Here is an 18,293-nt window from a genome sequence, read left to right on the forward strand (position 1 = left end):
AATAGATTTCAGCGAAAATGCTAATGTAAGAAAATTAGACCTATCCAATAATAAAACCTATTCAGGTGAAACTTCTGGAGAGTTTAAAACATCCGAACCATTCAATTTTATTGGATTTTGAATGATAGCCCTGCAAAAAAAAACATGAAGAGATCGTTTTCTATATTTTTTGGCAATTGTAGGTATGTCCATTGTTGTTTAGCTAGTAGAACCCGTCTGTCAATTTGGTAAAGTGTTATGAATAACACCACAACTCACTAACTGCCTTCGCGAGAATAGACAGTACTGGTTTAACGTGTTCATAGCAGTAGAGTTGATTGATACTGCCCAGTCCTGAATAAAGGCTACATAATTATAAACAGGATGTGTAAAAACGACAAAGTAATTAGATGTTACAGCTAACCTTTCAAATTAAAATTCTTATCAAAACTTAGTATTGAAAAGCACATGAAGCGTAGACTTTGTACCCTCTATTCTATTGCACCAATAACAGTGACTGCATGGATTAGAAAGTAGAATGACATAGACTTAATGAACAGCAGAGTACAATTGGAAACAAAAGAGGAATATTATATCGACCAAACCTTTGACAGCGTAATCCGCACAAAATGAGACGTATAAAACGCAATTAATTTACATAATATAGGGAAATTACTTTTATCTTTAGATTATAAAACACCTAATATGGTATTCCTGCCTTACCGGCAGACGGATAAATTAACAGCTTGATCCCGATAGCTATCGGGACATTTTTAACCTGTAGCCATATTTTAGGGCTAAACATTCTGAAAGCCCTTATAAATTTTAAAATTGTATTAGTAAATTTATATGAAACCTAAAACTAATTACACGAAAAGCGGAGATTTTAATATTGCCTATCAAGTAGTAGGAGAAGGATCAATCGACATTTTATATATTCCAGGTTGGGTTTCAAATATTGATATGATGTGGGCAGAACCAAGACTCGCTGCCTTTCTAACCAGGCTTTCCTTATTTGCTAGATTAATTATTTTCGATAAAAGAGGTACAGGACTATCAGATCGTTCTGATGCATATTCTACTATGGAAGAGCGCATGGATGATATTAATGCGGTATTGGATGCTGCAAATTCCAAAAAGGCATTTTTATTTAGTCATTCTGAAGGAGGATCTGTTAGTCTTTTGTACTCTTTAAAGTATCCTCAAATAACTTTAGGAGTTATCGGCTTTGGGATATTTGCAAAACGCAGGTATTCCAAAGATTACCCTTGGGCTCCTACAGATGAAGCACGTGAAATTTCTAATAAAGCCATTGAAGAAAATTGGGCACACGGAAATCTGGATGAGCTAAAGTCATTAGTTCCTTCATTAGCACATGACCATGTGTTTTTAGACTGGCTGGCTAGCTATTTACGTGCAGGAGGGAGCCCAAAGGCTGCATTATTATTACACAAGCAATGTGTAAAAATTGATGTAACCGGAATCTTAGGTTCAATTAAAGTTCCAACACTTCTTTTATTCAGGAAAGGGGATTTAGAGATCCTGGTGGAAGAAGGGAGATATCTGGCAGAACGCATAACTAATTCCAAACTTGTTGAATTTAATGGTCGAGACCATCTTTTTTGGACAGGTGACACCTATCCAATTCTTGCAGAAATAGAAGAATTTGTTACCGGGATTCGTCCAAATAAATCAGACTTTAAAAAATATAAAAAAACAGGAATAGATCTAGAAACTGTCATGTTAGAAAGTTTTTTATATAATTTGAAGGTTGAAGAGTTTGCTAAATTATGTGGTCGAAGTTTATCTTCGTTCAAAAGAGATTTTAAAAATACATTTAATACAACGCCTTCAAGGTGGATAAAATCGAAACGCCTTAATCATGCTAAAGCACTACTTAAGGAAAGTAATTTAAACATTAACCAAATTAGTTATGACTGTGGATATATAAATTCATCGCACTTTATAAAATCTTTTAAAGAAAAATACAATATCCCACCTAACAAGTACAGATTAAATAATAGTAATAGAGCATAATTTGGTTTTTGGACGTTTTAGAATGTTTTTTGAACGTATTGGAAAGCTTCATAACTTTTGTTTTTATGAATTTTGTAACATAATCAAAAACAAAAGTCATGAAAAAATCAATTATTTTTATTTACGGTATAGTAGCCTATTGTATTTTTCTAGTTGCTTTTTTATACGCCATAGGCTTTGTTGGTAATCTTTTTGTTCCAAAAACAATTGATTCTGGCGTCGAACCAACTTTATTAAAAGCTATTCTAACCAATACAATTTTATTAAGTGTATTTGCTTTACAACATAGCATTATGGCGAGACCAAAATTTAAAGAATGGTTTACGTCTATCTTTAGTCCAGCTATGGAAAGAAGCACTTATGTTCTACTTTCTAGTTTGGCATTATTATTAGTTTATTGGCAATGGCAACCTATAACAACTATTGTATGGGAAGCAGAGAATAAAATAGTTGTATATTTTCTATATGGTATGTTCTTTTTAGGTTGGTTGATTGTTTTTCTTTCTACATTTATGATTAGTCATTTTGAACTTTTTGGCTTAGCACAGATTTTTAATAATTTAAAAAACAGACAAACACCAAACCCAAAGTTTCAGACTAATTATTTTTATAAAATTGTAAGACACCCCATCATGTTAGGTTTCTTAATCGCTTTTTGGGCAACACCTACTATGACTGTTGGTCATTTATTGTTTACTCTAGTAACTACAATATATATATTTGTAGCTGTTAAGTATTTAGAAGAAAAAGACTTAAAAAATTTCATTGGGGAAAAATATGAAAATTACCAAGAAGAGGTGCCTATGATAATTCCGTTTACAAAAGTTAAAAAATAAAACTATGCCTAATAAAGTACTGTACTAAAAAAACATGTAAATCTTCGTTACTTTTTTACCAATGTCCTCTTGTATTTATTATCACATATTCGTCCTGATTTTGCAATAGCAAAAGCTGTTTTAATAGTTTTGGCCCTTCCTGAATAAAGGATATATAGTTTTAAACAGGATGTATAACATGATGAGATTGCCACGACTTTTTATCAAAAGTCTCGCAATGACATTCTTGAGCTCTTGCACAGATGTTTTATGGAACAACATGGAACGACTGACGAACACCTTATTATCTGCCTTCCTGAATTTTATAGTTGGACGTAAGGAGTTATAAACTGGCAGGTTAGAATACTTCAGTAAACTTTTCTTCAATTTTTATTATAACATCTTCTGGAAGCTCAACAAAGAATTTGTCTTTTTTGGCTTGCGATAATTTGCCGTTATTTTGCATTAGAAATTTAATTAATAAATCGATGTCTGTATCTGGAAGTGTTATTAAGGCATTGATGGCCATAACCATTTTGTCATGTTGCTCAAGAAATTTTATTTCATTAGGTATTATTTCCTCTATGGTTTCTTCAACACATTCATATAAAAATTCGGCTTGAAGTGTGAGGTCTGCATAGCGATATAAATCGATGGTTTTGTTTAAAACTTCAACATTGTAATCTGTTGTTGGTACCCAATCAATCCATTCTAGTCTTGGTTCTGAAAAGGCTTCTAAAACGTCCTGATATTTGCTGATATTATTTAGAATAGCAGCAGAAATTGGAAAAATCATGTCTCTGCTGGTGTAGTTTTTTCTTATTAAAATATGATGTATGAGGTACCTATGTAAACGACCATTTCCATCGGAAAAAGGATGAATGAATACAAAGCCGAAGGCGATACTTGTAGCCATTAGAACCGGGTCCAATTGACTGTTGTTTAATAATTTATTGGTTTCAATAAGTCCATTAATGAGTAGGGGCAAGTCTTCTGCCTTGGCAGAAATATGATCTGGGATAGGTGCAAAGTTTTCTCGGTCATGTAAACCAATAAAACCTTCTTCCGTTCTTAGCCCCATTTGTTTGAGCTTGTTTTTACCAATTACAATGTGTTGTAAGCGTTCTAACTCTTCAAGTGTTAGTTCTTTTTTTCCTGCTTGGCCAATGGCTTTTCCCCAATTTCTTGCTCTTAAGTTTTCAGGTTTCTCTCCTTCAATGGCAAAAGAAGCTTTGGAGTCTTTTAATAATAAAAATGCTGCTGTTCTTCTAATTAAATCTTTGTCTTTATCCTTTAAATCAAACAACATTTTATTCGAAAAATCTTTTTCTTGATAGGCTTCAATTTTACGTGTTCTATTAATCATGGGGCAAAAGTCTTTTGTCCCTGGTAAGTTGTTTTTTATGCGATGTCTGGTTGAATTTACTGTTGGCCCTGGGTATTGTAGTTTTGCATTTACCACCTCCACATAAGACCCTGTTTTTAGATCTGGGATATCTATTGTTTTTTCTAACAACCATTCATATAAAAACCATATGCGTCTTGCATACTGGCCTGTTGGTTCTGTTAGTATGTATTCTTTTATATTTTTTTCGCTTAAATTGAGGAATACTTGTTTTAAAATAAATAGGTTTAAGCCTTCGTACTTAAGAGCAAAAATAATATGACTTATAATATCATTATTTGGTTTATGGCGTTTTGTAAAGACTTGCCATTGATCTGTATCATATCTTTGATGTTTGTCTGTTACTATGGCTAATTTACTAGGCATAGGGGCTGTTTTGTTTGTTTCTTGGATTAGAAATTCTATCAGCAAAGCATATCCAACTAAGGCTCCTGGTTCTGGTGTCTTTCTATTGTGAAAAACAGTTATTTGTTGTGAAAAATAGTTACTCATGCTATTTGTGTATGAATTTTATTTACAAATATACCATGAAATACACTTATATGGTGTGAAAAGTGATTATAATTTTCTTGTTAGCGTGAAAAGCGGTTATAATTTACCGTGTTTTTATTTTGAAACAGTCTCTATTATTTGGCTATGCGAAGATTTTTAGAGGGTAGGCGGGTAGCATTTTTTTATAAGATTAGCTACGCTGAATCTTAGATTTCCTGTCTTGGCAAGGATTGTTTCTTCCCAAACAGTTACAGAGTCGGATTATAAAATACCCAATCGTTTTTACACAGATAATGATTTAGATTTTGTATTTGATTATTTGGAAGATACCATTTCAGAAGTAAATCTTGGAGATACTGATAACGATGGTAACGCAAACTACTTAGATGTTGACGACGACGGAGATACTTGGTTAACTGTGGACGAAGGTACAGGTGATGATGATAAGGATGGGGTGCCAAATTACCTGGACATTCCACTGTTTATACCTAACCCTAGTGTAGTCTTCCTCTTTTTACCAAAAGCAAATAAGATATTATGAAAGGAATTGAATTAAGTATTAATGATTTGGAATTTTATTTTTCTAAAAACTCTTAAGTTTATGCAACCATAATTGGTTGCCTTGTTGATCAAGAATTTGAATTATCTGGAAAACAACAAAAAACATTAAGAAAAATTTAGAGAAAAAGATTAATAATTGTTAATTTGAAAAAGATTATTTTTTTATTAAAAAAAGAAGTTTAAGTAAAGATAAAGTTTAAAGAAATAATTTATAATTTGAACATAAGCATTTGTATTTTTACAATCTAGTTTTTATTTACAATGCATTTTACGAGTCAGCGATTGATAATAAATCGAAATTAATTTTTAAATAATGGACAGCTTCGCTGTTCAATTGTACAACTACCTTTAAAAAGTTGTAGTTGTTTAACGAATAGGATATTAAATAGAAATCTATTACAATAATATATAACTTTCACACAAAAAATAACCCCAAAAACCAATTATAACATTAAAAAATGAGAAGATTAAAATATTTAAGCCTACTATTAAGTATAGTATTATTAACAAGTTGTAGTAGTAGTGATGATGATAGTGCAGAAGAACCAATAGCAACAGAAGGTAATGCGTTAATTTTAAATAAGTGGTGGTACGATAGCAATGGCTTTACAGCAGATTTATACTTTGATAGTGATGGGAGTTACGAGCAACGACTAGATTTTTCAGGAAGTATTCTTACAACCACTGGCACATGGTTATGGTTAGATGTGGAAAATAGTATAGTAAAAATAGAAAACTTATCTCAAATACCAGGACAATTAAATACGGAGTTATGGTTAAAGCTAACTAACATAGAGCAAACGACTATGACTGTACAACAATCAAGCTCAGGTGAGAGCTATTCAGCCGAAGTTTCTTATCAAGACGTAGACCCAGAATAAGAAAAGATGAGGATACAGAGGATTTATTTTAAAACAGAACAACTATATATTTAGATTACGAACAGTTCTAAATGGAGAAGCCTACAATCTAATGCCCATTTAACTGAAAGCATTCTTTCGTTAAGCGAGGTTGTTTCAAATGTTAATGGACCAAAAGATTGTATTAACTATGATAATAATTTATATATAGCTGAATATAATGGGAATAAAATTTCTGTTATAGACAATTTTAATCTGAGTGTAGAAACATTTGACATTAATAGTCAAATTAAAATTTCTCCAAATCCAGCTAATGATTACATACAACTCTCCAACAATACAAATACCTACGAATACAAAATTGTAAATTCATTTGGTAGTCCATTTGTTAATGACATCTGATGACGTATGTACTTCTGAATGGTTTTCAATAATTGCATTTATGTCTTGGATTACTGGAAGATTTTCAAAAAGTATTAAAAACTGATTACCTTTTCGTGGTGAGAACAATTTTGTTCAACTATTTTTTCTATAATGAGATAATATTCAGTTTCACCGTAGTGATACTTTAATGTTTTTGTAATTATTCAATATTTATGTCAATTTGTGAGTTTAAATCTTGAGCAAGTTCTTTTAAGTTACTGGTATTTAGATTGTGATTTCCAATTAGTGAAATATCGTGTTCCATCTGTTTTTTTAATTTATGTATGGTAGTTGTTTCTGAAACCTTGCGTGGTTTAGGCATGTAATTTAGCAAACCCGAGTGCCGGACGGGCAGGTAAAAACCGAATAGAAAATCCCTGTCTGCCGATAGGAAGGCGCGAGTACTGGTAGTTATCGGGATTGGTAAGTAGGCGAGAAGTGGCCATTAATTACACACCTTGTTTGCAACAGGATTTTTATTCAGGATATTTTACTTTTTCTCCTTTTGATATAAAAACTAAAGCATCAAAATGTTTAAACCAATTAGTGTTTTTTTCCTCAAGATTAAACATTCCCTCATATTTCATTTCAGAATATTCTGGGTTCTCATTGATTATTTTTTTCGAGTCAACAAAGTAATTTTTTTCTGTCGAGGGTAAAAAATGAAGTAAATTTTCTTTGTCATTTCTAAGTTTTTCAATCCATTTCGGTTTTCTGTAAGGCATATTTATTGGCGAAATTGCAATATGGTATGAAATATTGGGATTTAATTTTACAAATTGACCTCCCATTGTTTCCCCACGCATAAAATCATATTCATATTTTGCCATATGTGCATTTGCTAACCAAACAATAAACTTTTTTTCAGGCATAGTTTTTACTAAAAAGTCAAGATTTCTTGCCATTTGGCTATCTCTAATCGGAATACCTTTTTTTCGGTCTTTATCAGTTGTGCATATAAGGATATCACTTTTATAGTTTTCAAGAATTTGAAACCATAGTTTATTTTTAATGATATGCTCGTTCGCTAAAAGTTCATCTACTTTGTTGATCAAATATTCAACTTCTACATTTTTTAAAACTTTCGTTGCTTTTCTTCTATTTTTTATAAAAGCTTCTGTTAAACGTGTAAAATCCTCATCATATTTAATTGCATTCTTATTAAGAAAGTCAGTTAATTTAATTGTGAAATTAGTATAAGTAAAACCTGAACCCATTTGATTGTCAAAACCCCAAATCGTTATATTGTGTTGTTCTAAAAATTCAAATAATTCTTTGCATTGAACTGAATGAGACCAGAACGAATATAAATTTGTTTTATCGTGGTCAAAATAAAGTGCGAAAAAATCCGCCTCAAATGCAATATCTTTATATCCTTTTTCTAAAACTAAATATTTTATAAATTCAGTTTTCGCTAAAAAATCAGAACCTATATGATGTTCAGATTCTCCCAAAAACACAACTTTTTTGTCCGATAAATTTGCATCTAAAATTCCTTTAACTTCATTGGTCAAAAGATTTTCGATTGAATTCAATTCGTAAATATTCTTTTCGACTTGAGCCAAAATAGTATTTAAACCGAAAATTATAAATAGTAGTACTGTCGTTTTTTTCATATTGTTGCCAACGTGATTGTGTATGAAAGCAAACACGCACTTTCCTTTGGTTAAGCACTAAGCTACGCATTTTTTATATACGGTGTTGTGTGGCGTTATTTATCTTTTTTCAGCATATTTAAACTTGTCAAATTTTTTCGGAAACTCATTGGTTAATTCTAATTTATTTGACGTAATAGTGGGTTTGATTTTAATAACTTTAGTTTCATTATCAATTTCAACTTCGTGTTCACTTCTTATATTTACAATGTCAATATGCAATAATTTAAAATGATGTTTTCCATTTTTAAGGTTTATAATGACATATTCGCCTGGTCTAATTTGTCCAAGAGGTTTATTGTCAAGCCAAATATTCAATCCAGCTGTATTGTCCATTTTGTGCAAAATATTAGCACCATTATAAATCAGAACATTTCCATTTCCCAAATCATTCAGTTCAAAATTTTCAATGTCAGTTTTTACAAATTTATATTCAGATGTAATTGGTTTTAATGCGCAAGAGGTCAACAATATAAAACTTAATGATACGATGATTATTCTGTTGTTTTTCATTTTAATTTGTTTGGCTTTAATGACACACAGCGTGATTTATGTGCACTAATATAATCGTTTTTGGATAAAATTAAAGGGATATCGAAAAGATTGGATACTACCAAACACAGGTTGTTCGTGGTTATAGACGTTTATCTTGAGAAGATTTGTCGAATGCCATGAGATTAAACATGGAGCGCATTCGAGAACGCACACGATTGCCATAGCGTTCTTCTATTTCTATGGCGTTGAGGTTTGTGGTGGCGTAGGTAAGGATGAGGTTTTATAAATTACTTTCCTGTTGTAATATTTTTACGCACTTTGAGGTGATTGGTTTAAAGTTGATATTTTTAATTGTGTAACTAAATTGTATTTTTACGTAAGCAATCACAAGAATTGACGTGCACTAATTCCGTTGTGAAAACAATTAAACCGGCAACTTCGGTTGTCGTTTTCTTTTTCTTTCAATTGATTTTTTTAGTAATTTTAGAGTAAGATATTTTGTGTTTAATATAGTTTAAAACTCAAAGCATCCTTCTAGAATAAACTTCTTTAATAGGGCATCCACTTTGATACTCACTACGTATTGTGGTATTTTTTCAACTGTTATTTCTTTAATGTAGGCTTTTGCTTAATTAACTGTATCCTTGAGCTCCGAGAACCTACCTTACTCGTTTATGTTTTTTGCATACATGACCATTCCATCCATCATGGTGTCATGCTAATCTTAAAGAAATGTGTACCGACAAATTATCAATTTATTAATTATTTAATTCTAATTGCTTTGCTCTCTTTTCTATTAATGTTACTAGAGTGTTTTTATTTTCATGACTTAAAAAGCTACAGTCAATTAGCTCGTGCCACTGTTGCATACCTTTTTCTATACGATTCCAGAGGTTTTCAATGGCTTTTTTAGGTATTTGTGCTTTGGTCATTGCTTCGTTAAAATCTAAGCGTTTGATTTTTCGCTTTTTTCCGTTGAGGTTTAGTGCTAATTCTTCTTGATCTTCCGGAATTAATAATTTAACAGCTACCATATCATAAGCTGGTGCCAATGCATAGTGTTTACTGTCTTTTGCTATGAGTGAAAAGTTTTTTAAATGCATATCGTTATTACCAATTAGGAAAGATACAATTACTTGCTCATAAAACTTTACGGTATCCAGTAATGGGTTTTGAACATAGGTTAAAATGCCTTTTGCTATCTGCTCGTAGGAACCACGGTATTTATGCTCTGTAAGTCGTTCTGTGAATTGGCATGCGTCTTCCATTGGGTGCTTGTCGTTATTGGTTGTACGGTCTATACGTTTGGTTAAATAGGCTAAAGCGCCACCTTTTAATGGGATTAATAAAAAGGGCACCGTTTTTATACCACAGGCTTGTGCTAATAACATGGATAGCGCCTCAATTTCTGGCATTTGTGGATATACATGAAATGGTGGTTTTAAAATATATCTACCATTTAATGCGCCAACCATGGTTAACCTATTTTGAGTATTCTCTTGTGTGAACCCTAATGACAATTTTGGTTGAACGCCGGTAACAATGATGCGTTGTGCTATATTTTCTTTTGCCAAGGCTTCAATTTGAGAAGTTTTAAACTCTAGTTTTTGTATAGGTGTGTCTTCTTGCCAAAATGCAGTTAGACAGGTTTGATGGTAATTTACCTGGCCATCTTCTAATTTTTTATGACATGCTAAACAGTGGTTCATGTTTTCTCTATAATGCTAATATTACCAATACAATCTCTACAGGTGGTTAATAATAATCCCATGCGATCTCTTGGATCTATTTTCCAATTTTTATGTGCGATATCTAATAGCCAACCTTCGGGAATTAAACCATCGAAGAAAGGAAATAGGTATTGGGCACTAAAAGGTTCTTCTTGCAAGGGCAAGGTTAAACTGACAGATAATGCCTTTTTATTTTCAAGGTATGCTTTGTTATACTTGAAATGATAGCCATTATCGTCTTCGGTTAATATGCCAGCCAAGGTTTTATTTACCCAGATTTCTCCTTGTCTCATCACTTATAGGTGTTGGTGTTAGTGTATGTCCAAAAAATAACAGAACCTGATTTACTTTATCGGTCATTAGATTTGGTTTTCCTTGTTCGAGTTCGCGTACAAAACGTAAGCCTACACCTGTGAGGTCGGATAGCTCTACTTGTGTTAGATAAGCCTTTTTGCGTCTATCTCTTAAAAATTGGGCTATTGTATTTTCTCTGTCCCATTTCATTGTATTATACCTTTAAGGGTACAATTTAGGGAAATATTTTGTAATTATACCTTAAAGGGTGTAAATTGTTTATAATGGGGAGTGTTTATACCTATTAGGGTGTAGGGAGTAAAATTGGATGAAAGCAAATATCTGTTTTTTTATTAATTACGCATTAGCTACATTTTTTTTTAGCTTAATTGTTTTTTCATAATATATCACTAAAATCATCTGTCATACTTAAAGGATATTCTTTTAACTGTAAGAATTCCTTTTGATATTTTTTATCGGTCAAGAATTTTGGAATGTCAAGCAGTAAGTTGCCTGTTTTTTCAATTACAAATTTATTGAGTTCTTTCCAAGATAATTCATATTCAGCACCTTGACCAACACCTTCTAAAACATAGCTTTGGTCGTCAAGATACAGCATTTGATTATCTCCTAATTTTAAAGATTAGCATAAATTGGAGTTTGGCGTTTTAGCTTTCCAGTTTTAGGTTCGCGATAAGAAAAATAGACATACCATCGTTTAGAAAGATTGCCGTTGGCAGAGTAGATTTTGGGAGTAGAATAGTTTTTTTTCAAAGTTAAATCGTATTCACTTTCGTATTCATTTTGCAATTCTTGTGCAAGATAATCAAAAACAGTATGCATAAAAAAACGGTTTAGCGAAAGCCAAACCGTTGTTTTTCAATTCATTCAAATTTGTAGCGAGATCGGTGATTAGCTTCGCTGATTCCTTTAAGGGGGACGCTTTATAATAGTAAAAGAGTCAACGCTATCGCGTTTCTTGACTTTTTTTTTATGCCTTTTCGCTATTGTGCGAGCACAAGCTTAAGGCATAAAAAAAAAGCCCAGCACCTTTGTGCTGAACTTTTTACTATTGTAGCGAGATCGGGAATTGAACCCGAGACCTCCGGGTTATGAATCCGACGCTCTAACCGACTGAGCTACCTCGCCATTTGATTTTTAGCTACCCTGTCCGAACATACTTCTAAAAGAGTGTGGGCGGGCTCGCCATTCTTTGTTTTAAAGCTGTTAGAATTACTTCCAACATGGCTTTTTAACGGCTGCAAATATAAAAACAAAATAGTAGAGAGCAAACATAAGTTGTAATTATTATTAAATATTAATTTATTAAAATGCTTAAGGCTTGAAATACTAAGAGTTATAGCTAATATTTATTAGTTTATTTTATTAGAATAATACGATCTTTTGTTCCTTGTATATAATAAGGTGAAATTTTAAACTCCCTTGTATGGCAGCTTTTGATGGTATTAATAGTATGTTCTTTAATATTATAAAGATGTTTAAAGGAAAGAGAGATCAGGTTTTTATTGTTTTTAAAAATTATAGGAAGTTCTTGTAAGAAAAGATTGTTAATTATTTTTAAAAATAGTTTTCGAACTTATTAATTAATGTATATATTGAGCGCTAATAATACAATCTTAAAATGGACGAAAAAATTAAATTTGAAATGGAGTTTCCTATTCAAGCTTCACCTCAATTACTCTATCAATATATATCTACTCCTTCTGGTTTATCTGAATGGTTTGCTGAAAACGTAAACTCTCGTGGTGAGCTTTTTAAGTTTATTTGGGATGGTGTTGAAGAACAGGCTAAATTAGTTAGTAAAAAAAGCGGCGAACGTATTAAATTTAAATGGTTGGCAGACGAAGAGCCAGCCTATTATTTTGAAATTAAAATCCAAGTAGATGAAATTACTAAGGATGTGAGTATTATTGTTACAGATTTTTCTGAGCATGATGAAGTGGAGGAAACTAAAATGCTTTGGGAGAATCAGATTTCAGATTTAAAACAGGTCTTAGGCTCGGCTTAATGAATTTTTTAGGTTAAAAACTTATATTTGTCCCATCCCGATATTCATCGGGATTATGGGATTTTTTTTATGGTCAATTTCAACGGTACACTTACAGAGTCAAATCAGATTATTTCTACAACTAACAGAGGTTTTAATTATGGCGACGCGCTTTTTGAAACAATAAAAGTCTCACATGGAAAAGTCCTTTTTTGGGAAGATCATTACTTTCGATTCATGGCTTCTATGCGAATTCTTAGGATGGAAATTCCTATGAATTTTACCATGGAGTTTCTACAAGATGAGATTTTGAAACTTATAACTGCTAAAAAGCTCAAGGAGCAAACTGCCAGAGTTAAACTGTTTGTTAATAGAAAGGAGGGTGGTTTGTATTTACCTACAACTAATAATGTAGATTATATTATAACTGCAACACCATTAGAGTCGGACTTTTATCTTTTAAATGAAGAGGAATACCGATTAGACTTATTTAAAGATTTTTATGTAGCTCCTGGTTTGCTATCTACTTTAAAAACAAATAATAAAGTATTGCATGTAGTTGGAAGTGTTTATGCACAAGAGAACAAACTACAAAACTGCTTTTTGTTAAATACCAACAAGCAAGTTGTGGAGGCTTTAAATGGAAATGTATTTTTGGTAAAAGGAAACAGTATAAAAACCCCTCCACTTTTAGATGGTTGTTTAAAGGGTATTATGCGAAAGCAGATTATAGATATTATAAATAAAATCCCAGAATATACGTTAGAAGAAGCTTCAATCTCTCCTTTCGAAATACAAAAAGCAGACGAAATATTTATAACAAATGTAATTACAGGTATTCAACCAGTAACAAATTACAGGAAAAAGACATTTACAAACGAAATAGCTAAAAATTTACTAGCTAAGTTAAATGTAAAGATGAGACTGTTGGCTTAACGTATTAATTTGCACTTGGATTTTCGGGCGCATTGCACCAAATACTATATTCTCCACCTAATTCTACCATTTTTTCTTTCCAGAAAAATTGGTAATCTTTTTCTATTATAGATTTCTTATAGATATTTTCGGTAACAACCCAAGAATTAGTTTTCAATTCATCGTCCAGCTGATTTGTGTTCCAACCAGAATAACCTAGAAAGAAGCGAATGTTATTTTCGCTTAATTCGTTTTTAGCAATTAGTTCTGCCACTTTATCAAAATCGCCACCCCAATAAATTCCTAAAGAAATTTCTATACTATTAGGTATCAAATCTGGAACTTTGTGGATAAAATATAAATTATCCTGTTCTACGGGTCCGCCATTGTAAATTTTAAATTTGGCTTTTATCTCTGGAATTAAGTCTTGAATAGTGTATTCCAAGGGTTTGTTTAAGATAAAACCTATGGAGCCTTCTTGTGTGTGATCTGCCAACAACACGATGGAACGATTAAAAGAAGAATCTCCTATTATGGATGGTTCTGCTATTAACAAATCACCTTTTTTGGGTTTGATTGTAATCATAGCTTAAGAGGATTAATATTTAAATGTAATAATTTTTTTTTTAACAACAAATAGATATAAATAAAAAAAAGCCTTCGCAAATGGAAGGCTTTCGTAAATCTTAACTAATAATTTTTAGTTTACAGCAGAAGATAAATCTGATCCCGCTTTAAATTTAACTACATTTTTAGCTTTAATTTGTATAGTTTTTCCTGTTTGAGGGTTTCTTCCTTCTCTTGCAGCTCTTTTAGAAACTGACCAAGATCCAAATCCAACTAAAGAAACTCTGTTACCTTTTTGTAAAGCTCCTTCAATTTCAATTAACGCACATTCTAATGCTTTTTTTGCAGCTGCTTTAGTAATTCCTGCGTGTTCTGCCATAGCATCGATTAAATCTGATTTGTTCATAATTTAAATTTTAATTATTAATAAATAGTTTTGGTTAAACATTATTTGTTGTTAAATCCAATACAAATTTATACGGATTCTTCAACCATGCAAGTAATGACAAGGGAAATACGCCATATTGTTAATAACTTATAACATTTGTTAATAAAGAGAGTGCATTTCATCGGATTTTTTACAATATCAGCAAGAATGAGGGTTTAGAGCACTTTCGAAGAGTCTTCAAATGAAAATCCATTTAAAAGTGATTTTGCATCCATTTTTCGCTTTCCTGGAAGCTTTAATTCTTTTATATTTATAAAGCCTTCATTTACTGCTACTTTAATTTCTTTTTTACTTATTATAAGTTCTCCTATAGCCAATTGGTGGTTTTCTTTTTCTATTTCCGACGAATAGATTTTTACATCTAAAGTGTCTTCACCAGTTTTTAAATAGGTCCATGCTGCCGGATATGGGCTCAGGCCTCGAATTTTATTATAAATACGCACTATATTATCTGACCAATCTATTTTACAGTTATCTCTATTCAGTTTATAAGCCGTTTTAGCGCCTTCGGTTTCAGGTTGAGCTTGAGTATGAACCTTTTTACTTTCTATAAGGGCTACAGTTTCTAAAACGAGTTCACTTCCCAGATGCATCAGTTTATCATGTAAACTGCCAGCATTCTCTGTGGGCTCAATAGCTATTTCCTTTTGAAGGATAATTTCACCTGTATCAATTTTTTCATCTATAAAGAAAGTAGAAACCCCTGTTTTTGTTTCTCCATTTATAATAGCCCAATTAATAGGTGCAGCACCTCGGTAATCTGGTAATAGAGATGCGTGTAGGTTAAAAGTACCGTATTCTGGAATTTCCCAAACAACTTTTGGAAGCATTCTAAAGGCCACAACAATTTGTAGATTGGCGTTTAAGGCTTTTAATTCTTTTAGAAAGTCTTCGTTTTTTAAGTTGGTAGGCTGCATTATATGTAAACCTTCCGATTTAGCATAAACCTTTACCGCACTTTCATTAAGTTTTCTTCCTCGTCCTGCTGGTTTATCTGGTGCCGTAATAACTCCAACAACTTGATGTTTTTTTTCTACTAATGATTTTAAAATGGAAACTGCAAAATCAGGAGTTCCCATAAATACAATTCTTAAATCGTTCATGATTAATGTAATTTGTAGGTGTTTTTATTAGTTATGCTAATTAATTGATGTTCTAATAACAATTTTAGCACCTTCTTTAAATCTGTTTCAGAACAGGAAATCTGTTCCATTAATTCTCTCGAACTTAAATCCTTTACAGTTAAAGCTTGTAAAACTTCCGTTTGAATTTGTTTTGGATCTGCTCTATTTTGCTTCTTGTTTTTCTTGATGCACACCGAACAAATACCGCAATCTTCTACATTTTTTTCACCAAAATAGGAGAGGAGCTGTACGCTTTTACACGTCTCATTATTTTCTACATAATCTATGACTGAATGTACTTGATTATACTTTAGCTTATTTTGGTTTTCTATATAGTGGGAGATTCTGTTAATAGCCATATCGTCTTCCCTAGGTTGCAGATAGGTAACTTCAGAATCTGTAGTAGAAAGGCTTAAGGTAATTATTTCGTCTTTCTCTAATTGCTTTAAAGATTTAAATAAGTAATCTTCGGAAACAGCTGCCTTTTCTGAAACTAACAAACTATTTATTTTTGTATCGTGTTCAAATATTCCTCCATAAGTTCTAAGGATTGTTTTAACAATTACGCTTAACTCCGGATGGGTTTCTAAATATGAAAACAAGGACTTATTAGTGATAATAAACTGAAGACTTGTTTTCTTATTAAACTGTTTAGATAATGTTATAAGACTGGTTCTATCTAATAGTTGCAAGGCATTATAGGTAATTAAACCAGGCAACTGATAGGTTTTGCAAAAGTCGTTAAAGTTGAAGTTATACAAGGTGTTTTGCCCTTCGCCATAAGATATTTGAAAATAGTTACTAAGTTTTCTATAAATATGTTTGACATCCTTAATGCTTGGTAAGGTTTTTAAAAACTGATTTTTAACTAAGAGCAGATCGCTTTTATTTTTTAAAATAACAGCAAAAGCTTTTTCGCCATTTCTGCCTGCCCGTCCAGCTTCTTGAAAATAACTCTCAATACTTTCGGGTAAATTAATATGAATAACCGTTTTAACATCCGGTTTATCGATTCCCATTCCAAAAGCATTAGTAGCGACCATTACTTGTTTTTGGTTGTTTATCCACTCGTGTTGATGTGTGTCTTTTACCTTATTAGATAAGCCGCCATGATAGGCTGTGGCCGAAATACCTTTTTTGTTTAAAAAATTGGATATCTCTATAGTTAGGCGTCTACTTCTTACATATACTATGGCCGATTGTGGATTTTTTTTTAAAATAGTTTCCAGTCTGTAATGCTTGTCGTCTTCATCAAAAGTCATATAAGCCAGATTAGACCGTTTAAACGACTGTTTAAATATTTTAGGTTGAATAAAATCTAGTTCTTCCACTATATCTTCCACCACTGTAGGCGTAGCAGAAGCAGTTAGAGCAATGCAGTTTACCGAAGGTTTTATCTGACGCAGTAATTCAATATTTTTATAAGCAGGTCTGAAATCATTTCCCCATTGAGAGATACAATGAGCCTCATCTACAGCTATTAAATTTACAGGCATTTGTTTAATTCTATCCTGTACTAATTCTTGTTGAAGTCTTTCTGGAGATAAATAGAGAAACTTATAATTACCGTAAATACAATTGTCTAATAAAGTGTCCAGTTCGCCATAAGAGATACCACTTGTAATGCATAAAGCTTTAATCCCTTTTTGCTGTAACGCGTTAACCTGGTCTTTCATTAAAGCAATTAGTGGCGATACAACAATACAAATACCATCTTTAGCTAGAGCAGGAATTTGAAAACATAAAGATTTTCCTCCTCCAGTTGGCAATAGAGCAAAGACATCTTCCCCTTGTAAAACAGCTTCAATTATTTCTTCTTGAAGAGGTCTGAACGAGGTAAAGTTCCAATACCGCTCTAAAATATTTATAGGGTGCATTTATTTATAAGGTGCATTACAGCTCTTTTAAGGTTTCTAAAAGGTAATCTACTCGATTCTCAACCGTATCAAAGGGAATATTTATTAAGTTGTAGTGATATTTTTTATAAGTATTGAGTAATTGTTCGTGTATTTCTACAGCCTGGTCAAAGTTTTCATAACGCTCACTATCACTAATAAAAATCTCTTGCCATGGTTCTAATACATATACTTGAGTGTATTTACAGGATTTACAGGCCGATATAAACTCTTCTGGATATGTTTCTTCGGCAAAATCCATATATGCCAAAACGTCTGGTACACCTCTGTCTAAAAAAACCAGTTTATTTTCTAAGTTTAATGCGGTTTTATATTGCTGCACTCGACCTTCTAATAATCTTTGGCTAAATAAAAAGGGGTCACTTAAAAAAAGTTGTTCCACTCCTTCTTTTCTAGCGTCCAGAGTTATTTGCCTAGAAATTTCTTCCAAACAGGTATATCCTCTTTTAGTTAATTCGTTAATTAAAGATGTTTTTCCAGTTCCTGGTCCCCCAGTAATTACAATTCTATTTAAACTCAAAATTGGCAAGGTTTTGGCTGTAAAATTCGTGATTTAAATCTTAAATAAA

Annotated in this window: 20 protein-coding genes, 1 tRNA gene and 1 pseudogene; 6 read left to right on the plus strand and 16 right to left on the minus strand. The window is 32.1% G+C overall.

Features of this window, described 5'->3' with window-relative positions:
- Positions 1-828: 828 nt before the first annotated feature.
- Positions 829-2,016 carry an alpha/beta fold hydrolase gene (locus OS188_RS11345; protein ID WP_267148962.1) on the plus strand — a complete coding sequence of 396 codons (1,188 nt, stop codon included), beginning with the start codon at positions 829-831 and terminating at the stop codon, positions 2,014-2,016.
- Positions 2,017-2,114: 98 nt separating this feature from the next.
- Positions 2,115-2,852 (plus strand): methanethiol S-methyltransferase, encoded by a 738-nt coding sequence (mddA, locus tag OS188_RS11350; RefSeq protein ID WP_267148963.1) that lies wholly within the window; start codon positions 2,115-2,117, stop codon positions 2,850-2,852.
- A 337-nt stretch (positions 2,853-3,189) separates the two neighbouring features.
- Here mddA and OS188_RS11355 read toward each other — a convergent pair whose 3' ends face one another.
- Complete coding sequence (locus tag OS188_RS11355) at positions 3,190-4,728, minus strand: Fic family protein (protein WP_267148964.1); 1,539 nt, start codon at positions 4,726-4,728, stop codon at positions 3,190-3,192.
- 220 nt (positions 4,729-4,948) lie between these two features.
- On the opposite strand from OS188_RS11355, the gene OS188_RS11360 reads away from it, so the two are divergent.
- Positions 4,949-5,269, plus strand: coding sequence for a hypothetical protein (locus OS188_RS11360; protein WP_267148965.1), 321 nt, complete (start codon positions 4,949-4,951; stop codon positions 5,267-5,269).
- A 478-nt stretch (positions 5,270-5,747) separates the two neighbouring features.
- Positions 5,748-6,170 (plus strand): hypothetical protein, encoded by a 423-nt coding sequence (locus OS188_RS11365; protein ID WP_267148966.1) that lies wholly within the window; start codon positions 5,748-5,750, stop codon positions 6,168-6,170.
- Positions 6,171-6,732: 562 nt separating this feature from the next.
- Here the strand turns inward: OS188_RS11365 and OS188_RS11370 are convergent.
- From OS188_RS11370 to OS188_RS11415, 10 genes and pseudogenes are all read right to left on the minus strand, one after another.
- The gene (locus OS188_RS11370) at positions 6,733-6,894 is read right to left on the minus strand and encodes a hypothetical protein (protein WP_267148967.1); all 162 of its coding nucleotides are present in this window, start codon (positions 6,892-6,894) and stop codon (positions 6,733-6,735) included.
- Positions 6,895-7,048: 154 nt separating this feature from the next.
- Positions 7,049-8,188, minus strand: a complete 1,140-nt coding sequence (locus tag OS188_RS11375) for an erythromycin esterase family protein (protein ID WP_267148968.1) — start codon at positions 8,186-8,188, stop codon at positions 7,049-7,051.
- Between the two features lie 99 nt (positions 8,189-8,287).
- Positions 8,288-8,740 (minus strand): hypothetical protein, encoded by a 453-nt coding sequence (locus OS188_RS11380; RefSeq protein ID WP_267148969.1) that lies wholly within the window; start codon positions 8,738-8,740, stop codon positions 8,288-8,290.
- Between the two features lie 121 nt (positions 8,741-8,861).
- Positions 8,862-8,996: pseudogene (locus OS188_RS11385) on the minus strand (ATPase); the annotation flags it as partial.
- Positions 8,997-9,480: 484 nt separating this feature from the next.
- Positions 9,481-10,431 (minus strand): HipA domain-containing protein, encoded by a 951-nt coding sequence (locus tag OS188_RS11390; RefSeq protein ID WP_267148970.1) that lies wholly within the window; start codon positions 10,429-10,431, stop codon positions 9,481-9,483.
- Positions 10,428-10,745, minus strand: coding sequence for a HipA N-terminal domain-containing protein (locus tag OS188_RS11395; protein WP_267148971.1), 318 nt, complete (start codon positions 10,743-10,745; stop codon positions 10,428-10,430). Before OS188_RS11395 ends, OS188_RS11390 begins: the two co-directional genes overlap by 4 nt.
- The gene (locus OS188_RS11400) at positions 10,717-10,956 is read right to left on the minus strand and encodes a helix-turn-helix transcriptional regulator (protein ID WP_267148972.1); all 240 of its coding nucleotides are present in this window, start codon (positions 10,954-10,956) and stop codon (positions 10,717-10,719) included. The genes OS188_RS11395 and OS188_RS11400 overlap by 29 nt, the downstream gene beginning before the upstream one ends.
- Positions 10,957-11,143: 187 nt before the next feature.
- Positions 11,144-11,365, minus strand: a complete 222-nt coding sequence (locus OS188_RS11405; RefSeq protein WP_267148973.1) for a hypothetical protein — start codon at positions 11,363-11,365, stop codon at positions 11,144-11,146.
- 17 nt (positions 11,366-11,382) lie between these two features.
- Positions 11,383-11,589, minus strand: a complete 207-nt coding sequence (locus OS188_RS11410) for a hypothetical protein (protein WP_267148974.1) — start codon at positions 11,587-11,589, stop codon at positions 11,383-11,385.
- Positions 11,590-11,821: 232 nt separating this feature from the next.
- Positions 11,822-11,895, minus strand: a tRNA-Met gene (locus OS188_RS11415).
- A gap of 493 nt (positions 11,896-12,388) precedes the next feature.
- Here OS188_RS11415 and OS188_RS11420 point away from each other — a divergent pair.
- Positions 12,389-12,775, plus strand: coding sequence for an START-like domain-containing protein (locus OS188_RS11420; RefSeq protein WP_267148975.1), 387 nt, complete (start codon positions 12,389-12,391; stop codon positions 12,773-12,775).
- A gap of 69 nt (positions 12,776-12,844) precedes the next feature.
- Positions 12,845-13,690, plus strand: coding sequence for an aminotransferase class IV (locus OS188_RS11425; RefSeq protein WP_267149078.1), 846 nt, complete (start codon positions 12,845-12,847; stop codon positions 13,688-13,690).
- Between the two features lie 4 nt (positions 13,691-13,694).
- Here OS188_RS11425 and OS188_RS11430 read toward each other — a convergent pair whose 3' ends face one another.
- The 5 genes from OS188_RS11430 to OS188_RS11450 form a co-directional block, all read right to left on the minus strand.
- Entirely contained in the window at positions 13,695-14,255 is a 561-nt protein-coding gene (locus tag OS188_RS11430; protein ID WP_267148976.1) for a YqgE/AlgH family protein, read from the minus strand.
- 114 nt (positions 14,256-14,369) lie between these two features.
- On the minus strand, positions 14,370-14,642 hold the full coding sequence (locus tag OS188_RS11435) for an HU family DNA-binding protein (protein WP_267148977.1): 273 nt from the start codon (positions 14,640-14,642) through the stop codon (positions 14,370-14,372).
- Positions 14,643-14,839: 197 nt separating this feature from the next.
- Positions 14,840-15,787 carry a methionyl-tRNA formyltransferase gene (fmt, locus tag OS188_RS11440; protein ID WP_267148978.1) on the minus strand — a complete coding sequence of 316 codons (948 nt, stop codon included), beginning with the start codon at positions 15,785-15,787 and terminating at the stop codon, positions 14,840-14,842.
- Positions 15,788-15,789: 2 nt separating this feature from the next.
- Positions 15,790-17,685 carry a RecQ family ATP-dependent DNA helicase gene (locus OS188_RS11445; protein WP_267148979.1) on the minus strand — a complete coding sequence of 632 codons (1,896 nt, stop codon included), beginning with the start codon at positions 17,683-17,685 and terminating at the stop codon, positions 15,790-15,792.
- A 16-nt stretch (positions 17,686-17,701) separates the two neighbouring features.
- Positions 17,702-18,244 (minus strand): AAA family ATPase, encoded by a 543-nt coding sequence (locus OS188_RS11450; protein WP_267148980.1) that lies wholly within the window; start codon positions 18,242-18,244, stop codon positions 17,702-17,704.
- Positions 18,245-18,293 lie beyond the last annotated feature (49 nt).

Source organism: Xanthomarina sp. F1114 (genome assembly GCF_026410255.1).
Taxonomy (GTDB): domain Bacteria; phylum Bacteroidota; class Bacteroidia; order Flavobacteriales; family Flavobacteriaceae; genus Xanthomarina.